This is a genomic window from Pseudarthrobacter oxydans, assembly GCF_013314975.1.
Taxonomy (GTDB): domain Bacteria; phylum Actinomycetota; class Actinomycetes; order Actinomycetales; family Micrococcaceae; genus Arthrobacter; species Arthrobacter oxydans.
Window position 1 is genome coordinate 35,125 of record NZ_JABTYH010000001.1, and the last position, 16,983, is coordinate 52,107.

The window sequence follows — 16,983 nt, forward strand, 5'->3', positions numbered from 1 at the left end:
GCGTTCTTTAACCCCGGCCCCGGCGCCGGGCCATGATTTCGTGTGCCACCTCCACCAGCTGGCGGGCCGACTCGTCCCAGGTGAACTCCCGTGCACGCGCAACGCCGCGCCGCGACAACTCCTCCCAGTGACCGTTGTCCTGGAGCGTGCGCACGGCATCGGCAAACTGTTCCGGGGACTCGGGATCAACGTAGAGCGCGGCGTCCCCGCCGACTTCCCGGAAGATGGGGATGTCGCTGGCAATAACGGGTGTGCCGAGTGCCATGGCCTCCACCAGGGGAAGCCCGTAGCCTTCAGCCCGGGACAGGGTGACCAGCGCCGCAGCAGAGCGCAGGATTTCGTGATACTGCTCGTCCGTGACGCCGTTGTGGAACACCACGTGTGCCCCTGGCGGAACCAGGCGTTCCAGTTCGGCGCGGCGTTGGGGCGTGATGCGGCTGAGCAGGTGGAGGGTGTACCCGGGCAGGCCCGCCATCCCCGCCACCATGGTTTCCACGTTCTTGTACGGCATGAAGGAGCCCATGTAGACGAGCGCGCGGTCTTCACCGGCGCCAGCGGGGCGCGGTCCGTGTTCCTGCTCCGGCTGGGGGGCATTGCTGATGATCCGCACGGGACGGCGGGTCAGGCGGTACTTTGCGATCAGAGCTTCGGTGGTGCGGCTGATGGTGGCTACGGTGTCGGCCCGGTTGAGGAGCAGGCGCTGGGGCCAGAAAGCCTTGTGGTACAGCCGCCACAGGAGCCGCACGGGTGCGGGCAGGAATCCCGGCGGGGCGGGGTGTTCGTAGTAGATAAGGTCGTGGAGCGTCAGGACCAGGCCGTACTTGCGGCCCCAGGTGCCCATCGTCTGCATGGGGCACACCACCACGTCAGCGCCCAGCGCGTTAACGGTCCGCGCCACAAACAGTTCCCTGGGCGACAACGGGCTGCTGATCAGCGTGTAGGGAACATCCGGGAGCAGGGGCAGTTGCCGGACGTCCGAGACCAGCATCGAAACGTCCGCGATTTTCGCGGTGGCTGCGATCAGGCTCGCCCCGTAACGGCTGATGCCGTCGTGGTGGTCGGTCCGGGTAAAACGTGCGTCGATGACAATCTTCACGCGGGGTGGTCCTTAAGGAAGCTGCGGATGAACGAGGCTGCCGGTTCGGGGGTTTCGTAATGGATCAGGTGTCCGACGCCGGGAATCACCTTGAGTTCGCCGTCCGGCAGCAGCGCAGCCAGGCGGTGCTGGTCGGGGAGCACCGCGATCTCGTCCTTCTCGCCGGCGATCAGCAGCACCGGAAGGGTGAGCCGGCCGGCCACCTCGGCCACGTGGCTGCTGACCGAGGCGGTAAAGGACTCAAGGAGGCTGTCACGGCTGGCGAAAGCGCTGAAGTAGGCATTGTGCTGGTCGTGGATGAAACGGCGCAGGTCCCTGTCGGCTGTCTTGGCCATGGTTTCACTCATGACCCTGACAATTAGCGGGCTCCGCAGCAAAGCCAGTCCCAGCTGCCGGGGAAGGCGAGCGGCAAGCCGGTAGTAGAGGACCGCGAGCCGGGTCATCACACCCTTCGGACCCTCGAGGGCCGGCGCTGCGATCGGGTTGATGAGGATCAGCGGGTTGACGGTTCCCGGGTGGTTGGCCACGAAGTGCGCGGCAATGATGGACCCGAAGGAGTGGCCCAGCAGGACCGTGTCCGGGCCCAGGCCCAGGGCTGCCATGAACCCGGTGATGAACGAGCCGTACCGCTCAACGGAATGCTCACCGGACGCAAACGCTTCCGAGTCGCCGAAGCCGGGCAGGTCCGGCATGATGATGCGCATGTCGGGAAGCTGGTCTGCCACGCGCAGGAGTCCGTGATGGTCTCCGCGGAAGCCATGGATCACCAGGATGGTCCGCGTTTCAGGACCGGCATGCAGCGGTTCGTAGGTCCAGAACGCAACTTTGCCGCCGTCGATCTCCACCGAAGAGGACGACGTGCGGGCCGCAAGCCCGTGGCTGAAGTAGGCGGGCGCGGCGGGCCCGGGGTGTGCTGTGGTCATCTGCGTGGCCTTAGTTGACGTGGTCGGGGTGCGAGCCGGTGCGGTGCCCCCGGTCGAGCCCTGCAAGCGCGGCCATGTCCCGGTCCGAGAGCTCGAAGTCGAAGATGTTGAGGTTTTCCCGGATCCGGGCCTCCGTGCTGGCCTTGGGGATGGCAATGTTGCCCAGTTGCATGTGCCAGCGCAGGATCACCTGGGCCGGGGTCTTGCCGTGTTCAGCGGCGCAGGCACGGACCACGGGATCTGCGAGGACCTGGCCGCGGCCCAGGGGGCTCCAGGCCTCCGTCCTGATGCCGAGCCCGTCATGCAGCGTCCGCAGTTCCGCCTGCTGCAGCCACGGGTGCAGCTCGATCTGGTTGACGGCGGGAACCACCTCTGCCGTTTGGAGAAGCCGGTCAAGATGGGCCGGCTGGAAGTTGCTGACCCCGATGGCCCGGACCTTCCCTTCCCGGTACAGGGTCTCCAGGGCCCGGTATGTATCGGGAAACAGCCCGCGCCTGGCGCAGGGCCAGTGGATGAGGTACATGTCCACGTAATCGAGGCCAAGGTTGACCATGGAGTCGTCAAAGGCCCGCAGCGTGGCGTCGTAGCCGTGATGGTCGTTCCACACCTTGGTGGTGATGAACACGTCTTGCCTGGACAGGGACGGGAAGAGTTCGCCCGACCCGCCGCTGCCTGCATCCCCGCCCAGCTGGGAACTGATCCCGCGGGCAACGCCGGTTTCGTTGCCGTACATGGCGGCGGTGTCGAAGTGGCGGTAGCCGGCTGCGAGCGCGGTGGCAACGAGCCCTTCCGCGTCCGCGGCCGGGACCTTGTACAGCCCGAAGCCGAGTTGGTGGATCAGCACGCCGTTGTTCAGGCTGAGCCGCGGTGAGGTTCTCATAGCCACGACTCTACCCATTAGCCGCCGGGAGGCCCTCGTAATCCACCAGGCGCCGCGCTGTGGCCTCATCCAGGATCAGGTCGGTGGCCAGGCCGGCGGCCAGGGCACCCCGGAGCCCCTTGATCTTGGAAACCCCGGACACCACGCAGATCCTCCGACGGACCTGCCGCAGCTCTGCCAGGGCCGGGCCCGTGGACCTTTCGTTCAGGATGATGCCGTCGGAGGATCCGTCGCCCCGGAAGAAGACAGTGGCAACGTCACCCACGACGTCGGACGTGGCCAGGATATTGAGGTCCATTTCGTCCAGGTAGCCTCCGGCGTAGACGTGGCTGGGGTAGTCTGCATCCACGGAACCCACACCGAAGATGGCAATGCTCATCTTCGCCTGGAGTTCCAGGATCCGTTGCACGCTGCGCTCATTCCACATGGCGGTTTTTGTGGCGGCATGGTCAAAGAAGGCCGGTACGGGGAACTGTTCAACCCGGGCCCCGTAGGCGCTTCCGAACCGCCGCATGATGTCGCTGGCGTACGTGATGCCGGTGGTGTGCATGTTGCCCGCGCCGTTCAGCTGCACGATGACGCTGTCGTGGGTGATCTTGCGGGTGAGGTGGCGGCTGACGGCGCTCAGGGTGGATCCCCAGGCCACCCCGATGATCGCATTGGAGTCCACCACGGGACCGATGGTGCGCGCTGCCTGCATGGCCACCCTGTCCAGTGTCTCGGCGTCATTCAGTGTTTCAAGGACCGGCACCACGTGGACATCCACGCCGTAGCGCTGCCGGATCCTGCCTTCAAGCTCCGGGCCTGTATCCAGGGGATTGCGGATCTGGATCTGCACCAGGCCCGATTCGCGTGCCGAGGACAGGAGCCGGGACACCGTGGATCTGGAGGTCCGGAGTTCCCGGGCTATCGCATCCATGGTCAGGTCCTGCAGGTAATACATTTGTGCAGCCCGCAGCGCTTCTGAGTGCCTTGACGGGTCCATTACCGCTCCCTTGTGCACGTTTGTGCATAGTGCTTGACTCCATTTTCCATTAGTCCAAACAATAGTGGAGAACGGCGGGCCCGCCCACTCGGTTGCCCGCGCCACACAAAGCCCAAGGGAGTCGTTTTGGGACCCAAGGATTCAACCGGCCGACCTTCCGCAACACCTGCGGAGAAGCAGGGAGCTGAGCGCAGTTCCGTCCACCATCTGCGGCGCCGTCCGCATGCAAAGGTGCTGGTGGTAGGCGGCGGCATCAACGGCGTAGGAACTTTCCGTGACCTCGCGCTGCAGGGCGTTGACGTTGCCCTCGTGGAACGCGGCGACTACTGCCAGGGAGCCAGCGGCGCCTCCTCCCACATGATCCACGGCGGCATCCGCTACCTCGAAAACGGCGAATTCCGCCTGGTCCAGGAATCTGTCGTGGAGCGCAACCGGCTGCTCCGAATCGCTCCGCACTATGTGAAGCCGCTGCAGACCACCATTCCCATCTTCAGCACCTTCTCCGGCGTGCTGTCCGCGCCCCTGCGCTTCCTGACGCACAAGCAGCAGGGCAAGCCGAAGGAGCGCGGCGCCTTCCTGATCAAGCTCGGCCTCAGCCTCTACGATTCGTTCTCCCGCGACGGCGGCACGGTACCGCGGCACCAGTTCCGCAGCGGCAAGCGGGCCCGTGCGGAACTTCCCGCACTCCGCCCGGACGTCAAGTACACCGCCACTTACTTTGACGCGTCCGTGCACAACCCTGAGCGCCTGACCCTGGACGTCCTCCAGGACGGGGAGAAGGCCGGCCGCTCGGCTGTGGGCGAAGGCAATGCCCAGGGCTACACGGCCCGTGCCAGCAACTATGTTTCCCTGCAGTCCATGACCGGCAAACCCAATCCGGGCACGGGGAGGGGAAGCACCGTCCGGCTGCGGGACGAACTCACGGGCGAGGAATTCGATTTCACTGCCGACGTCATTGTGAACACCACGGGCGCCTGGGTGGACCTCACCAACGAAGCAATGGGAACTGCCTCCAGATTCATGGGCGGCACCAAGGGCTCCCACATTGTGCTGGACAACCCTGCGCTCCTGGAAGCCTGCCGCGGCCGGGAGATCTTCTTCGAGCACACGGACGGACGGATCGTCCTGATCTACCCCATGGGGGACCGGGTCCTGGTGGGCACCACTGATGTGGACGCGGACATGGCAAAGGATGCCGTCTGCACGGATGAGGAAATCGAGTACTTCTTCGACCTGATCGGGCACGTCTTCCCGGCCCTCCCCGTCACGCGTGAACAGATCGTCTACACCTTTTCAGGAGTGCGGCCGCTGCCACGCCACGATGCCACCCAGCCCGGCTTCGTTTCCCGCGACTACCGCATCGAGCGCCGCGAACCCGTCCAGGACGGGAACGGAAAGGGCGCCGTGGTGCTGAGCCTGGTGGGCGGCAAATGGACCACCTTCCGGGCCCTCGCCGAACACATGGCCAACGACGTGCTCGCCGAGATCGGGATGGCCCGCAAAGTCTCCACCGCACAGCTCCCCATTGGCGGCGGCGCAGGCTTTCCCGCTGATGAGCCTGGCGTGCAGAAGTGGATCAAGGCTCACATGGCATCGGGCCGTGACGCCGTCCGTACCGCGGTACTCCTGACCAGGTACGGGACCCGGGCCGAGGATGTCATGGAGTACCTCGACGCCGGGCCCGACAGGCTGCTGCACTCCACCCGCGAACTGAGCGTCCGCGAACTCGAGTTCATGGCCGCCCGCGAGCAGGTGGGGCACCTGGTGGACGTCCTCATCCGCCGGACCTCCCTGGCCTTCAGGGGCCTGGTGACGGGCGAACTGCTCAACGAAGTGGCAGATGTGCTGTCGGTACCCCTTGGCTGGAACGCCGAGGTCCGTGCGACAGAGATCAAGCACGCGCAGGACGTGCTGGAAAGGTTCCACCGTGTAGAAACCCACAGCCTGGTCGCCTAGCACCCGGCTGCCGGCCGGGGCGGCAACCCGCCCCGGCCCACGGTCCTTCAACCCGCGAAGGACCTCCATCAGAAAATAAGGAGTCAAAGATGTCTCTTGGAATAGTTTTCCTTTCCGAAGTATTCGGAACGGCGATGCTCACCCTCCTGGGTTGCGGCGTCGTCGCCAACGTTGCCCTACGGGGGACTAAAGGCAACAGCGGTGGGTTCCTGATGGTCACCTGGGGATGGGGCATCGCCGTGTTCGCCGGCGTCTTCGTTGCCGCGAAATCCGGTGCCCACCTGAATCCCGCCGTAACGGTCGGGCTGCTGGTCAACGGAAAATCCGAATACGCGCCGGGCGTGCCCGTGGATTTCGCCTCCACGCTGACGTACTTCGGCGGCGAACTGCTGGGCGCCTTCCTTGGCGCCGTGGTCTGCTGGCTCGCATACAAGCAGCACTTTGATGCGGAACCCGAGGTTGCCAGCAAGCTCGGCGTCTTCTCCACCGGGCCCGCCATCCGGTCCACTCCCTGGAACCTGGTCACCGAGATCATCGGCACCTTCGTGCTGGTCTTCGTCATCCTTACCTTTGGCGGAACCCCCTCAGGCCTGGGCCCGCTGGCCGTCGCACTGCTCGTCGTCGGCATCGGCGTGTCACTCGGTGGTCCCACCGGTTACGCCATCAACCCGGCCCGTGACCTCGGTCCGCGCATCGCCCACGCCCTGCTGCCCATCAAGGGCAAGGGTTCCAGCGACTGGGGATACTCCTGGATCCCGGTGGTGGGCCCGCTGGTTGGCGGTGCCCTTGGCGGCATCGTGGCCAACCTCGCGCCCATCATCGTTACCGCCGCAGCCTGACCCATCAAGAAATTCCTCCTGCCCAAAACACCCATATAGACAAGGACGTCCATCATGAACCAGTACGTAATCGCCATTGACCAGGGAACCACCAGCAGCCGGGCAATCATCTTCGACCACAGCGGCAGCATCGTGTCCTCGGGGCAGATGGAACACGAACAGATTTTCCCGCAGGCCGGGTGGGTGGAGCACAACCCCGCTGAAATCTGGAACAACACCCGGGAGGTCATTGCTTCCGCGCTGTCCAAGGCGAACCTGACACGGCACGATATTGCCGCCGTCGGCATTACCAACCAGCGCGAAACTGCCGTGGTGTGGGACAAGACCACGGGCGAGGCGGTCTACAACGCCATCGTCTGGCAGGACACCCGCACGCAGGACATTGTGGACCAGCTCGCCAAGGACGGCGGGCCGGACCGTTTCAAGCAAAAGGTGGGGCTGCCGCTGGCCACCTACTTCTCAGGTACCAAGATCAAATGGATCCTCGACAACGTGGAAGGCGCCCGCGCCAGGGCCGAAGCCGGTGACCTGGTGTTCGGCAACACCGACTCCTGGGTCCTGTGGAACCTGACTGGCGGCGTCAACGGCGGAGTCCACGTCACCGACGTCACCAACGCCTCACGCACGCTGTTCATGGACCTGGAAACCCTCCAATGGGACGACGAGATCCTCGGCATCTTCGGTGTTCCCCGGACCATGATGCCGGAGATCAAGTCCTCCTCGGAGGTGTATGGCACCGTGCACACCTCCCAGCTCCTGCGCGAGGTCCCCGTGGCCGGCATCCTCGGCGACCAGCAGGCGGCCACGTTCGGCCAGGCTGCCTTCGAGGCCGGCGAGGCCAAGAACACCTACGGCACGGGCTGCTTCCTGATCTTCAACACCGGCGAGGAGATTGTCCATTCCAAGAACGGGCTGCTGACGACTGTGGGCTACAAGCTCGGCGATGCTGCGCCGCACTACGCCCTGGAAGGCTCCATCGCCGTCACCGGCTCGCTCATCCAGTGGCTGCGGGACAACCTGGGCATGATCAGCAGCGCGCCCGAGGTGGAAACCCTCGCCGCGTCGGTGAAGGACAACGGCGGCGTGTACATTGTGCCCGCCTTCTCCGGCCTCTTCGCGCCATACTGGCGTTCGGATGCCCGCGGCGCGATCGTTGGGCTGACCCGGTTCGTGAACAAGAACCACATTGCTCGCGCCGCGCTGGAAGCCACCGCCTTCCAGACCCGGGAGGTGCTGGACGCCGTGAACGCGGACTCGGGCGTTCCGCTCACCGAGCTGAAGGTCGACGGCGGCATGGTGGCCAATGATGCGCTGATGCAGTTCCAGGCGGACATCCTGGGCGTTCCCGTGATCCGGCCGAAGGTTGTGGAGACCACCGCCCTTGGTGCGGCGTACGCAGCCGGCCTGGCGGTCGGCTTCTGGAAGGACCTGGGGGAGTGCTCGGCCAACTGGTCCGAGGACAAGCGCTGGGAACCGCAGATGGACCAGGCGGAGCAGGACCGCCAGCTGCGCCTGTGGAAGAAGGCCGTCACCAAATCCATGGACTGGGTCGACGAGGACGTGAAGTAGCCAGCTAGACAGCAGTTCGTGGTTGCGGCGGCCCCCGTCTCACCACGCAAGGAAGGCGGCCCCTGCCCCGCCCGCTTCGCGGTGCCCACCACACCCGGGCGAGGGGCCGCCTTCCTTGCGTTCGCTGTAGTCACCCTTATCCACGAACAGAGGGTCTTCGCTGCTGCTTCAGCCGCCCGTTTGCGACGGGAGACTTTGTGGGTGCGCTAAAGTGGTTGCATGCGTGCGATCCTTCTGCTTAGCCAGCCGCCCGGTATCCGAAACAACGGATAGCGTGCGGCAGCCCCTCCATGGCGAGGGGCTTTTGTGTGTCCGGGAGCATTTCCCGGTGGCAGCAGGGGGATCAGGCCGTTATGGCAGCACAGATGCCGTAACAGAACAGAAGAGGGCAGCAGTGGGCGTTCAGCCGGAGACAGAGACCGGAACAGCAGCAACAGTGTCAGCGGACGTGCCCGAGGAGGGCACCTACAGCTTCGCGGCGATGGAGGCCAAATGGCCGCAGGTGTGGGAAGACCTCAAGGTCTTCACGCCCCTCGACGACGGGTCACGCGAGCGCCGGTACGTGCTGGACATGTTCCCCTACCCGTCCGGTGACCTGCACATGGGCCACGCGGAAGCGTTCGCCATGGGCGACGTCGTAGCCCGCTACCTGCGCCAGAAGGGCTACGACGTCCTCCACCCGATCGGCTGGGACTCCTTTGGCCTGCCCGCCGAAAACGCCGCCATCAAGCGCAATGCCCACCCCAGCGAGTGGACCTACGCCAATATCGACACCCAGGCGGCGTCCTTCAAGCGCTACGCCATCTCTGCCGACTGGTCCCGGCGGCTGCACACCTCGGACCCCGAGTACTACCGCTGGACGCAGTGGCTGTTCAAGCGGTTCTACGAGCGCGGCCTGGCCTACCGGAAGAACTCCCCGGTCAACTGGTGCCCGAAGGACCAGACCGTCCTGGCCAACGAACAGGTTGTCAACGGGGCCTGCGAGCGGTGCGGCACCACCGTGACCAAGAAGTCCCTCAACCAGTGGTACTTCAAGATCACCGAGTACGCGGACCGGCTGCTCGATGACATGGAACAGCTGCGCGGGCATTGGCCGGAGCGCGTGCTGGCCATGCAGAAGAACTGGATCGGACGGTCCGAGGGCGCGCACGTCAACTTCGTGATCGAGGCCGACGGCGGCAAGCCCGCCAAGGAGGTCACGGTCTTCACCACCCGCCCGGACACCCTGTACGGCGCAACGTTCTTTGTCGTGGCCGCAGACGCACCGCTCGCCGTCGAGCTCGTCACCGACGAGCACGCCGCAGCCCTGGACGAATACCGCGAACAGGTCAAGGCGCTCACCGAAATCGAACGCCAGTCCACCGAACGCGAAAAGACCGGCGTCTTCACCGGCCGGTACGCCGTCAACCCCCTGAACGGCGAGAAGCTGCCGGTGTGGGCCGCGGACTACGTCCTGGCTGATTATGGCACCGGTGCCATCATGGCCGTCCCCGCCCACGACCAGCGCGACCTGGACTTCGCCCGGAAGTTCGACCTGCCCGTGCGGGCAGTCCTGGATACCGGCGAGGAAGACCCCGCCGCATCCGGCACCGCCACGGCAGGGGAGGGGACCCTGATCAACTCCGGCGACCTCGACGGCCTGCCCAAGTCCGAAGCCATCCCGGCCGCGATCGCCATGCTGGAGCAGCAGGGCACGGGCGAAAAGTTCGTCAACTTCCGGCTGCGGGACTGGCTGCTGAGCCGCCAGCGGTTCTGGGGTACCCCCATCCCGATCATCCACTGCCCGTCCTGCGGCGAGGTTCCCGTCCCGGACGAGCAGCTGCCCGTCACCCTGCCGTCCGACCTGCGCGGCGAGGACCTCTCGCCGAAGGGCACCTCGCCCCTGGCCGCGGCCGAGGCCTGGGTCAACGTCGAGTGCCCCACCTGCCACGGCCCGGCCAAGCGAGACACGGACACCATGGACACCTTTGTGGACTCGTCCTGGTACTTCCTGCGCTTTGTCTCGCCGCACTACACCGAGGGCCCCTTCGACCCGCAGAAGATCAACGACTGGATGCCGGTGGGCCAGTACGTGGGCGGCGTGGAACATGCCATCCTGCACCTGCTGTACGCCCGGTTCTTCACCAAGGTCATCAACGACCTCGGCCTGATCGAGGCCAACGAGCCCTTCACGGCACTGCTCAACCAGGGCCAGGTCCTCAACGGCGGCAAGGCGATGAGCAAGTCGCTGGGCAATGGAGTGGACCTCGGTGAGCAGCTGGACAAGTACGGCGTGGACGCCGTGCGCCTGACCATGATCTTCGCTTCCCCGCCGGAGGACGACGTCGACTGGGCGGACGTCTCGCCGTCGGGCTCTGCAAAGTTCCTGGCCCGCGCCTGGCGCCTCGCCCAGGACGTGGCAAGCGAACCCGGCGTCGACGTGACCACGGGCGACCGCGCCCTGCGATCCGTCACGCACCGGACCATTGCCGACGCCGCCGAACTCCTGGACGCCAACAAGTTCAACGTGGTGGTGGCCAAGCTGATGGAACTGGTCAACGCCACCCGCAAGACGATCAACTCAGCTCCCGGCGCCGGAACGGACCCTGCGGTCCGTGAGGCGGCCGAGGCGGTTGCCGTGATCCTGAGCCTGTTCGCCCCCTACACGGCTGAGGACATGTGGAACGTGCTGGGGCACCCCGCCTCGGTGGCCAATGCGGGCTGGCCGGCCCACGATAAGTCCCTGCTGGTGCAGGACACCGTCACCGCCGTCGTCCAGGTTCAGGGCAAGGTGCGTGACAGGCTGGAAGTTCCCCCCTCCGTGACCGAGGACGAGCTCCGGGAGCTGGCGCTGGCCTCCGGGAATGTCCAGCGCGCCCTTGACGGCCGCGGCATCCGCACCATCATTGTCCGCGCCCCTAAACTGGTCAACATCGTCCCGGCCTAGGCCGGACGGGCCGCCGGTATCCTCCGGCGGCCCGCTGTGACCCCAGGAGGCCCCCTTGCCCGACCGTGACGCCGCCTGGCCCTGGGTCCGTGCACGCCTGCCGGCACGCCGCCGCGGGCAGGAAGCACCCGCAACCCAGGCTGCCGCCGTCGTACGCACTGCCGTGGTGACCGACTCCGCGGCGGCGCTGCCGGCCGACTGGACTGCAGGACTCAGCGGTGACGGCCGGCTGACCGTGATACCGATGCCCGTGATGGTGGGGGATGAGATCTACGGTGAAGGCGAAGACGACATCTCCGAGACCATTGCCCTGGCGCTGGCGAGCGGAACGCCAGTGAAGACCTCGCGGCCGTCACCCGGCCAGTTCGAGCAGGCCTACCGCTCGGCCCAGCAACGCGGTTTCGAGGCGGTGGTGTCTGTCCACATTTCCGGTGAACTGTCGGGGACGGCGGATGCGGCCAGGCTTGCAGCGGCCCGTGTCGGTATCCCGGTGGAGGTGGTGGATTCCCGGACGGTCGGGATGGCCCTGGGCATGGCGGTCCAGGCGGGTGTCCGGGCAGCTGCCGACGGCGGGGACGCGGCCTCTGTTGCCGCTGCCGCGGCCGACCAGGCAGCGCGGACCAAAGTGTATTTCTACGTTCCCAGCCTGGAGCAGCTGCGCCGCGGGGGACGGATAGGTCCCGCTGCCTCCCTGCTGGGAACGATGCTGGCCATCAAGCCCATCCTGGCAGTGGACGGGGGGAAAATCGTTCCGCTGGAGAAGGTGCGGTCGGCTGCAAAGGCTGTTGCCCGCCTGGAAGAGATTGTTGCCGCCGATGCCGGCGGCCGTCCGGCCCCTGCCGTCCGACTCGCAGTCCACCACTTTGGCAACCCTGACGAGGCCAAAGGCCTGGCCGAACGGTTGGCCCGCGCTTTGCCGCAGTGCCCTCCGGCCCAGGCCAGCTCCCTTCCCGCTGTACTGGCTGCCCACGCAGGGCTTGGGGTGCTCGCTGTCATTGTGGGGGAGGAACCGGCAGCAACCGGAAGTTTGTCCACTTAGCGGATACCGGCCCGGCGGCTGGCTACGCCCGCCTTGCTGAAGAGGTCTGGGGCGCAGCCTCGGCAAGAGCTCCGGTGAAGCGCTGCATTGCCTGGTCCAGCGTTTCCTCCAGGACGGATGCCTCTCACACCTCTCACATGGCCTGTGGAAATACGGTAAGGCGTCTCCGTGGGGAACTTCCATTAGGCTCTGAACATGGAGGTTCGGGACTCGCCGGGAAATTCGACCGTGGACATCAACCAGGAGCTGAGCCAGCGGCGCGGCTGGATTCTGACAATCGCCGTCGGGTTCGCTTTCTACATCCTGGGTTTTGTTATCGGAATGAAGACAGTGGGGCCGCTGTGCGGCAGCCCGCTGCTTCCGCAAAGCAGTGCTGCTGAAGAGGCCGACATCCAGATGCGGACCACCGGGCTGGCGGCGGAGTGCTACCGGAACATCGATGCCGCTTCTGTACCGGTGTGGATCTTGATGGCGCTCGGAATTGGCCTGGTCCTGACAGGAGTCGCTGTCAGGATCGTGGGTATCCGCCGGTCATTTGCCCGATCCGGGACGTTGACCGGAGCTGCACAGGATTAGGCAGACTGCATGGCTTTCCGTCCAGCGCGGGTGGCGATCCCATGCGGCACTCTTGAGGCGGGGATGCTTTCCACATAACAGGCGTTTGCCCTGTTGCCTCAACCCGGCGTTCCCTAGCGTGAAGTTATGTCACGCCGGGACGCTGGAACAGCAGGCCATGCGGCGCGCCATGCCAGGACCCGGCTGCAGGCAGCCCTCGGCGAGGCGCCGTCCGGCCTGTTGCTGGAGACCGTTGGGAATCAGCTCTTCGAGTACAAGGGCTCCGGGGGTCACGAACCGGACACCTCCCATGTGGTGACGGCCGGTGAAAACGGACAGGATCCAGATCCGGCGTCCACTACGCTGGGACCGGCATTCCGTTGGCGGTTGGGCACCCGCCTCGCGGTTCTTCTCGGTGTCCTTGGCGTGGCTGCCGCAGCGTGGTTCTGGTGGCAGGCGGCAGCGAGCCAGCCGGAAATCCTCCCCCTCAGCGGTGTCAGCCCGGGCACCCCTGCGGCCGGCCCCTCAGCCGAGGCTGCTGCCACGGGAGACGGGGGGACCGGTGGCAGCGGGCCGGACATCGACGACCCGAAGGCTGAAGCCGCCGCTGCGGTGGTGGTCCACGTGGCCGGCGCGGTGACCAGCCCCGGAGTGGTTCGGCTGCCGGCGGGAAGCCGCGTGCACGAGGCGATCACGGCCGCCGGAGGCGCAGTCCCCGGCGCGGACCTTGACCGGCTGAACCTGGCCGTCATGGTGGAGGACGGCCAAAAGATCCACGTGCCGCGGGCGGGCGAGGCGTTACCTGCAGGAGGTACTGGTGGCGGAGGTCCGCAACCCGGCGGCGGCGTGGCCGATGCCGGCAACACCGGAAGCGCTGCGGGAGGGAAAATCAACGTCAACACGGCCAGTATGGAGGAACTGGATACGTTGCCGAAAGTCGGGCCCGTGCTTGCCCAACGCATCGTGGACTGGCGCAGAGAGCATGGGGCTTTCAAGAGCGTCGAGGAGCTGGACGCAGTGGACGGCGTCGGTCCCAAGATGCTTGAGGCATTGTTGCCGCTGGTGACGGTATGAGGTGTCCCGGGTGAGGGTGGTATCTGATGGGTAGCCGCAGGGAGAAGCCGCCGACGAGCCCCTGGCAGAGGTATGTGGAGTCTGCAGTCAGGGCACCTGCAGCCGTGCCGGGACACGCGGGCAGCACCGCGTCCACCGAAGGCAGCGCACCGCACGGCGGGAACAGGACGGCTGAGGGCCGCGGGAAAGAGCCAGGACGGCGGCTGGATCTCGAACGTCCGGCCACCTTCCGGCGCCGGCTCCAGGAGCAATGGGGCGGGATGTGGGATTCAGCCTGGCAGGGAGCGGGGACGGAGGCTGTAGGGAACGGCGCGGCCCCCGGCAGCGGGGCGCCACGCCGCCGCACTGACGTTCGCCTCGCCGTTCCGGCGGTGGCAGTGTGGGCAGCCTCCAGTGCCGGGCTCTGGCTGCACCCGGTGGCCCTGGCGGTACTCTGTTGTGCTTTTGCTGCTGCGGGAACGCTCTTGATCAGCCGGAGCAGGCATCTCTTCCCACCTGGCAAACTCCGCTGCACGGCACTCGGGAGAGAACGCCCGCCCGCCCGGCGCAGTTTCCTGTCCACCAGCGCGGCAGCACTCTTCCTGGCAGCGGCCGCGGCTGCCCACTCGGCCGCGGGAGCAAGCCAGCGGTTCGAGGGGCCCCTGGCGGAGGCTGTTGCGGCGGGGAAATCAGTAGTGGCCGTCGTCGAAGTGGCCGGGAACCCCCGTGCGCTCACAGCACCAGGCCAGGCGGGAACGCCGGAACGCTGGTCAGTACCGGTCTGGACCCGCGAGATCAGCACCGGCGGTGTCCTGCTCCGAACCCGGGCTCAGCTCGTGGTGACGGGCGGCGGGGACTGGGGCACTGCGGTGACCGGGCAGCTGGTCCGCGCAACGGGAAAGCTTCGGCCACCAGAGCAGGGAACCCGGGAAGCGGGGATCCTCACAGCCTCCTCAGGCCCAGGCCCGGCTACCGGGGTGCCAATCCTTGAGAAATCGGCCAAGGAACTGCGGGAACAGTTCGTTGCCGCGTCCTCCTTCCTCGCCCCCGATCCCCGCGGCCTGCTGCCGGGCATGGTCACCGGAGATACCACAGCGCTGGACGAGGGCCTGGAGACTGCCATGAAGGCGGTGGGCATGACGCACCTGACGGCCGTCAGCGGCGCCAACTGCAGCCTGGTCCTTGGGGCCCTGCTGCTGGCCTGCCGGAGCCTGCGCCTGCCACGCCTTGCCGCCGCTGCCCTGGCCGGTGCCGGCCTCTGGCTCTTTGTGCTCCTCGTGGGGCCGGACGCGAGCGTTTTGCGGGCAGCCCTCATGGGCGCAGTGGCTGTCGTATCGCTTGCAAGTGGGCGGTCCGGACGCGGCCTCAGTTTCCTGTGCCTGGCGGTGATCGGCCTGCTGCTGACGGACCCCGGACTGGGATCCAGTTTTGGATTCCTCCTGTCCGTTCTGGCAACCCTGGGAATCATTGTCCTTGGCCGGCGCATCATCGATTGGACGCCGGGGTTCGTTCCACGCTGGGCGGCTGCGGCGGTGGCCGTCCCGTTGTCGGCGCAGCTGCTGTGCGGTCCCGTGATCGTGCTCCTGCAACCCCAGTTTTCCACCTACTCGCTGCTGGCCAATGTCATTGCCTCACCCCTGGTGGCCCCTGTGACGCTGTTTGGGACGGCAGCTGTTCCACTGATGGTTCTTGCCCCGTGGGCGGCAACGGCCCTCATCGCGGTGGCCGGAACGTTCAGTGCCGGCGTCGCCGCCACGGCAAGGTTCACGTCCCAGCTCCCGGGAGCATCGCTGCCCTGGCCGGAAGGCATTCACGGGCTGCTGACCATGCTGTTCCTGTCTGTTCTGACGTATGGAACCGTCTGGGCTTGTGCCCGGCCCCGCCAGGCCTGCCGGCTTGTACTGTCCTGCCACCGGCGTCTCGTTTCGCTTATCGAAGTCATGGAGACGTGGTCAGTCCTGACGCTCCACCGCCACGGCTTTCGGCAGGGGCCCCGATCGAAGCGGAAGCCGGCGCGGAGGCCCGCTCCCGGCTTGGAGCGGGGAGCGGGACGTGGCAGGCTGGGATACTCCACAAATCTTTCCGGAAGGAACCCACGATGGCCGCTGCGCAGAAGCGAGCAACCCGTTCCCCGGCATCAAACGCTGCCACCTGGCGGGACGTAACACCCGCAGCGGTGGTGCTGGTCAGCGGTCCGGAAGAGTACCTGGGCATCAGGGCCATGGACCGCGTCCGCGCGCAGGTGCGGGCTGCAGCCCCGGACGTTGAGGTCAGCCGCATCAACGCGGCTGCCTATGAGCCGGGCACCCTGCTGATGCAGGTGAGCCCCTCGCTCTTCGGGGAGAGCAAGCTCATTGAGGTGGAGGCCGTCGAGGCCATGAACGACGCTTTCCTCGCCGATGCGCTCCGGTACGTGGAACACACGGAACCCGATGCCGTCCTGGTTCTCCGGCACGGCGGGGGAGTCAGGGGGAAGAAGCTCCTGGACGCCGTAAAGAAGGGCGGCTGGCCCGTGGTGGACTGCCAGCCCCTCAAGAAGGACGCAGACAAGGTGGCCTTTGTGGCGGCCGAATTCAAGGCCGGCGGCCGCCGTATTGAGCAGGACGCCGTCCAGGCGCTGGTCAACGCGGTGGGAGCCAACCTTTCTGAACTTGCCGCCGCGTGCAGCCAGCTCATCGCGGATGCAGGAACCACCGTCACCTCGGAGGTTGTGGACCGCTACTACGGCGGCCGTATCGAGGCGACAGCTTTCAAGGTGGCTGATGCTGCCATGGCGGGCAATGCTCCCTTGGCCCTGTCCACGCTCCGCCATGCCCTCGCTACGGGAGCGGATCCCGTACCGCTGGTGGCAGCGCTGGCCGCAAAGCTTCGAACGGTTGCGAGGGTTGCCGGCGCATCCGGATCCTCCGCCCAGATAGCCGCGGAGCTTGGCATGCAGCCCTGGCTGGTTGAGCAGGCGCAACGGGATGTCAGGCGATGGACGCCGGAGGGGCTTGTCCGGTCCATCCAGGCCACCGCCGAAGCCGACGCGCAGGTCAAAGGCCTCTCCCGCGACCCCGTCTACGCGGTGGAGCACGCGGTCACGGTCATCGCCATGTCCGTCCAGGGCCGCTGACCTTTCAGCAGGCCTGCGGGATCCCCTGCTCGGGCGCCTGTCCGCGA

13 protein-coding genes are annotated in these 16,983 nt (G+C 66.4%); 9 read left to right on the plus strand and 4 right to left on the minus strand.

Annotated features, from left to right (window positions below; all coding sequences use genetic code 11):
* Nucleotides 1-7 precede the first annotated feature (7 nt).
* The 4 genes from HTS88_RS00165 to HTS88_RS00180 are packed head-to-tail and all read right to left on the minus strand — an operon-like array spanning nucleotide 8 to nucleotide 3,884.
* Nucleotides 8-1,096, minus strand: coding sequence for a glycosyltransferase (locus HTS88_RS00165; protein ID WP_174174327.1), 1,089 nt, complete (start codon nucleotides 1,094-1,096; stop codon nucleotides 8-10).
* Complete coding sequence (locus tag HTS88_RS00170; protein WP_174174329.1) at nucleotides 1,093-2,019, minus strand: alpha/beta fold hydrolase; 927 nt, start codon at nucleotides 2,017-2,019, stop codon at nucleotides 1,093-1,095. The genes HTS88_RS00165 and HTS88_RS00170 overlap by 4 nt, the downstream gene beginning before the upstream one ends.
* A 10-nt stretch (nucleotides 2,020-2,029) precedes the next feature.
* Complete coding sequence (locus tag HTS88_RS00175; RefSeq protein ID WP_174174331.1) at nucleotides 2,030-2,899, minus strand: aldo/keto reductase; 870 nt, start codon at nucleotides 2,897-2,899, stop codon at nucleotides 2,030-2,032.
* Between the two features lie 10 nt (nucleotides 2,900-2,909).
* Nucleotides 2,910-3,884 (minus strand): sugar-binding transcriptional regulator, encoded by a 975-nt coding sequence (locus HTS88_RS00180; protein ID WP_174174334.1) that lies wholly within the window; start codon nucleotides 3,882-3,884, stop codon nucleotides 2,910-2,912.
* Between the two features lie 126 nt (nucleotides 3,885-4,010).
* Between HTS88_RS00180 and HTS88_RS00185 the strand changes: the two genes are divergently transcribed.
* From HTS88_RS00185 to holA, 9 genes are all read left to right on the plus strand, one after another.
* Nucleotides 4,011-5,840 (plus strand): glycerol-3-phosphate dehydrogenase/oxidase, encoded by a 1,830-nt coding sequence (locus HTS88_RS00185; RefSeq protein ID WP_174174336.1) that lies wholly within the window; start codon nucleotides 4,011-4,013, stop codon nucleotides 5,838-5,840.
* Nucleotides 5,841-5,929: 89 nt separating this feature from the next.
* On the plus strand, nucleotides 5,930-6,679 hold the full coding sequence (locus HTS88_RS00190; protein WP_174174338.1) for an MIP/aquaporin family protein: 750 nt from the start codon (nucleotides 5,930-5,932) through the stop codon (nucleotides 6,677-6,679).
* A gap of 54 nt (nucleotides 6,680-6,733) precedes the next feature.
* Nucleotides 6,734-8,248 (plus strand): glycerol kinase GlpK, encoded by a 1,515-nt coding sequence (gene glpK, locus HTS88_RS00195; protein ID WP_174174340.1) that lies wholly within the window; start codon nucleotides 6,734-6,736, stop codon nucleotides 8,246-8,248.
* 394 nt (nucleotides 8,249-8,642) lie between these two features.
* Nucleotides 8,643-11,174, plus strand: a complete 2,532-nt coding sequence (leuS, locus tag HTS88_RS00200; RefSeq protein WP_174174342.1) for a leucine--tRNA ligase — start codon at nucleotides 8,643-8,645, stop codon at nucleotides 11,172-11,174.
* 55 nt (nucleotides 11,175-11,229) lie between these two features.
* Nucleotides 11,230-12,213, plus strand: a complete 984-nt coding sequence (locus HTS88_RS00205) for a DegV family protein (RefSeq protein ID WP_174174344.1) — start codon at nucleotides 11,230-11,232, stop codon at nucleotides 12,211-12,213.
* A gap of 195 nt (nucleotides 12,214-12,408) precedes the next feature.
* Entirely contained in the window at nucleotides 12,409-12,789 is a 381-nt protein-coding gene (locus HTS88_RS00210) for a hypothetical protein (protein ID WP_174174346.1), read from the plus strand.
* Nucleotides 12,790-12,915: 126 nt separating this feature from the next.
* The gene (locus tag HTS88_RS00215) at nucleotides 12,916-13,842 is read left to right on the plus strand and encodes a helix-hairpin-helix domain-containing protein (RefSeq protein ID WP_174174349.1); all 927 of its coding nucleotides are present in this window, start codon (nucleotides 12,916-12,918) and stop codon (nucleotides 13,840-13,842) included.
* 26 nt (nucleotides 13,843-13,868) lie between these two features.
* Nucleotides 13,869-15,986, plus strand: coding sequence for a ComEC/Rec2 family competence protein (locus HTS88_RS00220; protein WP_174174351.1), 2,118 nt, complete (start codon nucleotides 13,869-13,871; stop codon nucleotides 15,984-15,986).
* A complete protein-coding gene (gene holA, locus HTS88_RS00225; RefSeq protein WP_174174354.1) occupies nucleotides 15,920-16,936 on the plus strand; it encodes a DNA polymerase III subunit delta in 1,017 nt (338 codons plus the stop codon). The genes HTS88_RS00220 and holA overlap by 67 nt, the downstream gene beginning before the upstream one ends.
* Nucleotides 16,937-16,983 lie beyond the last annotated feature (47 nt).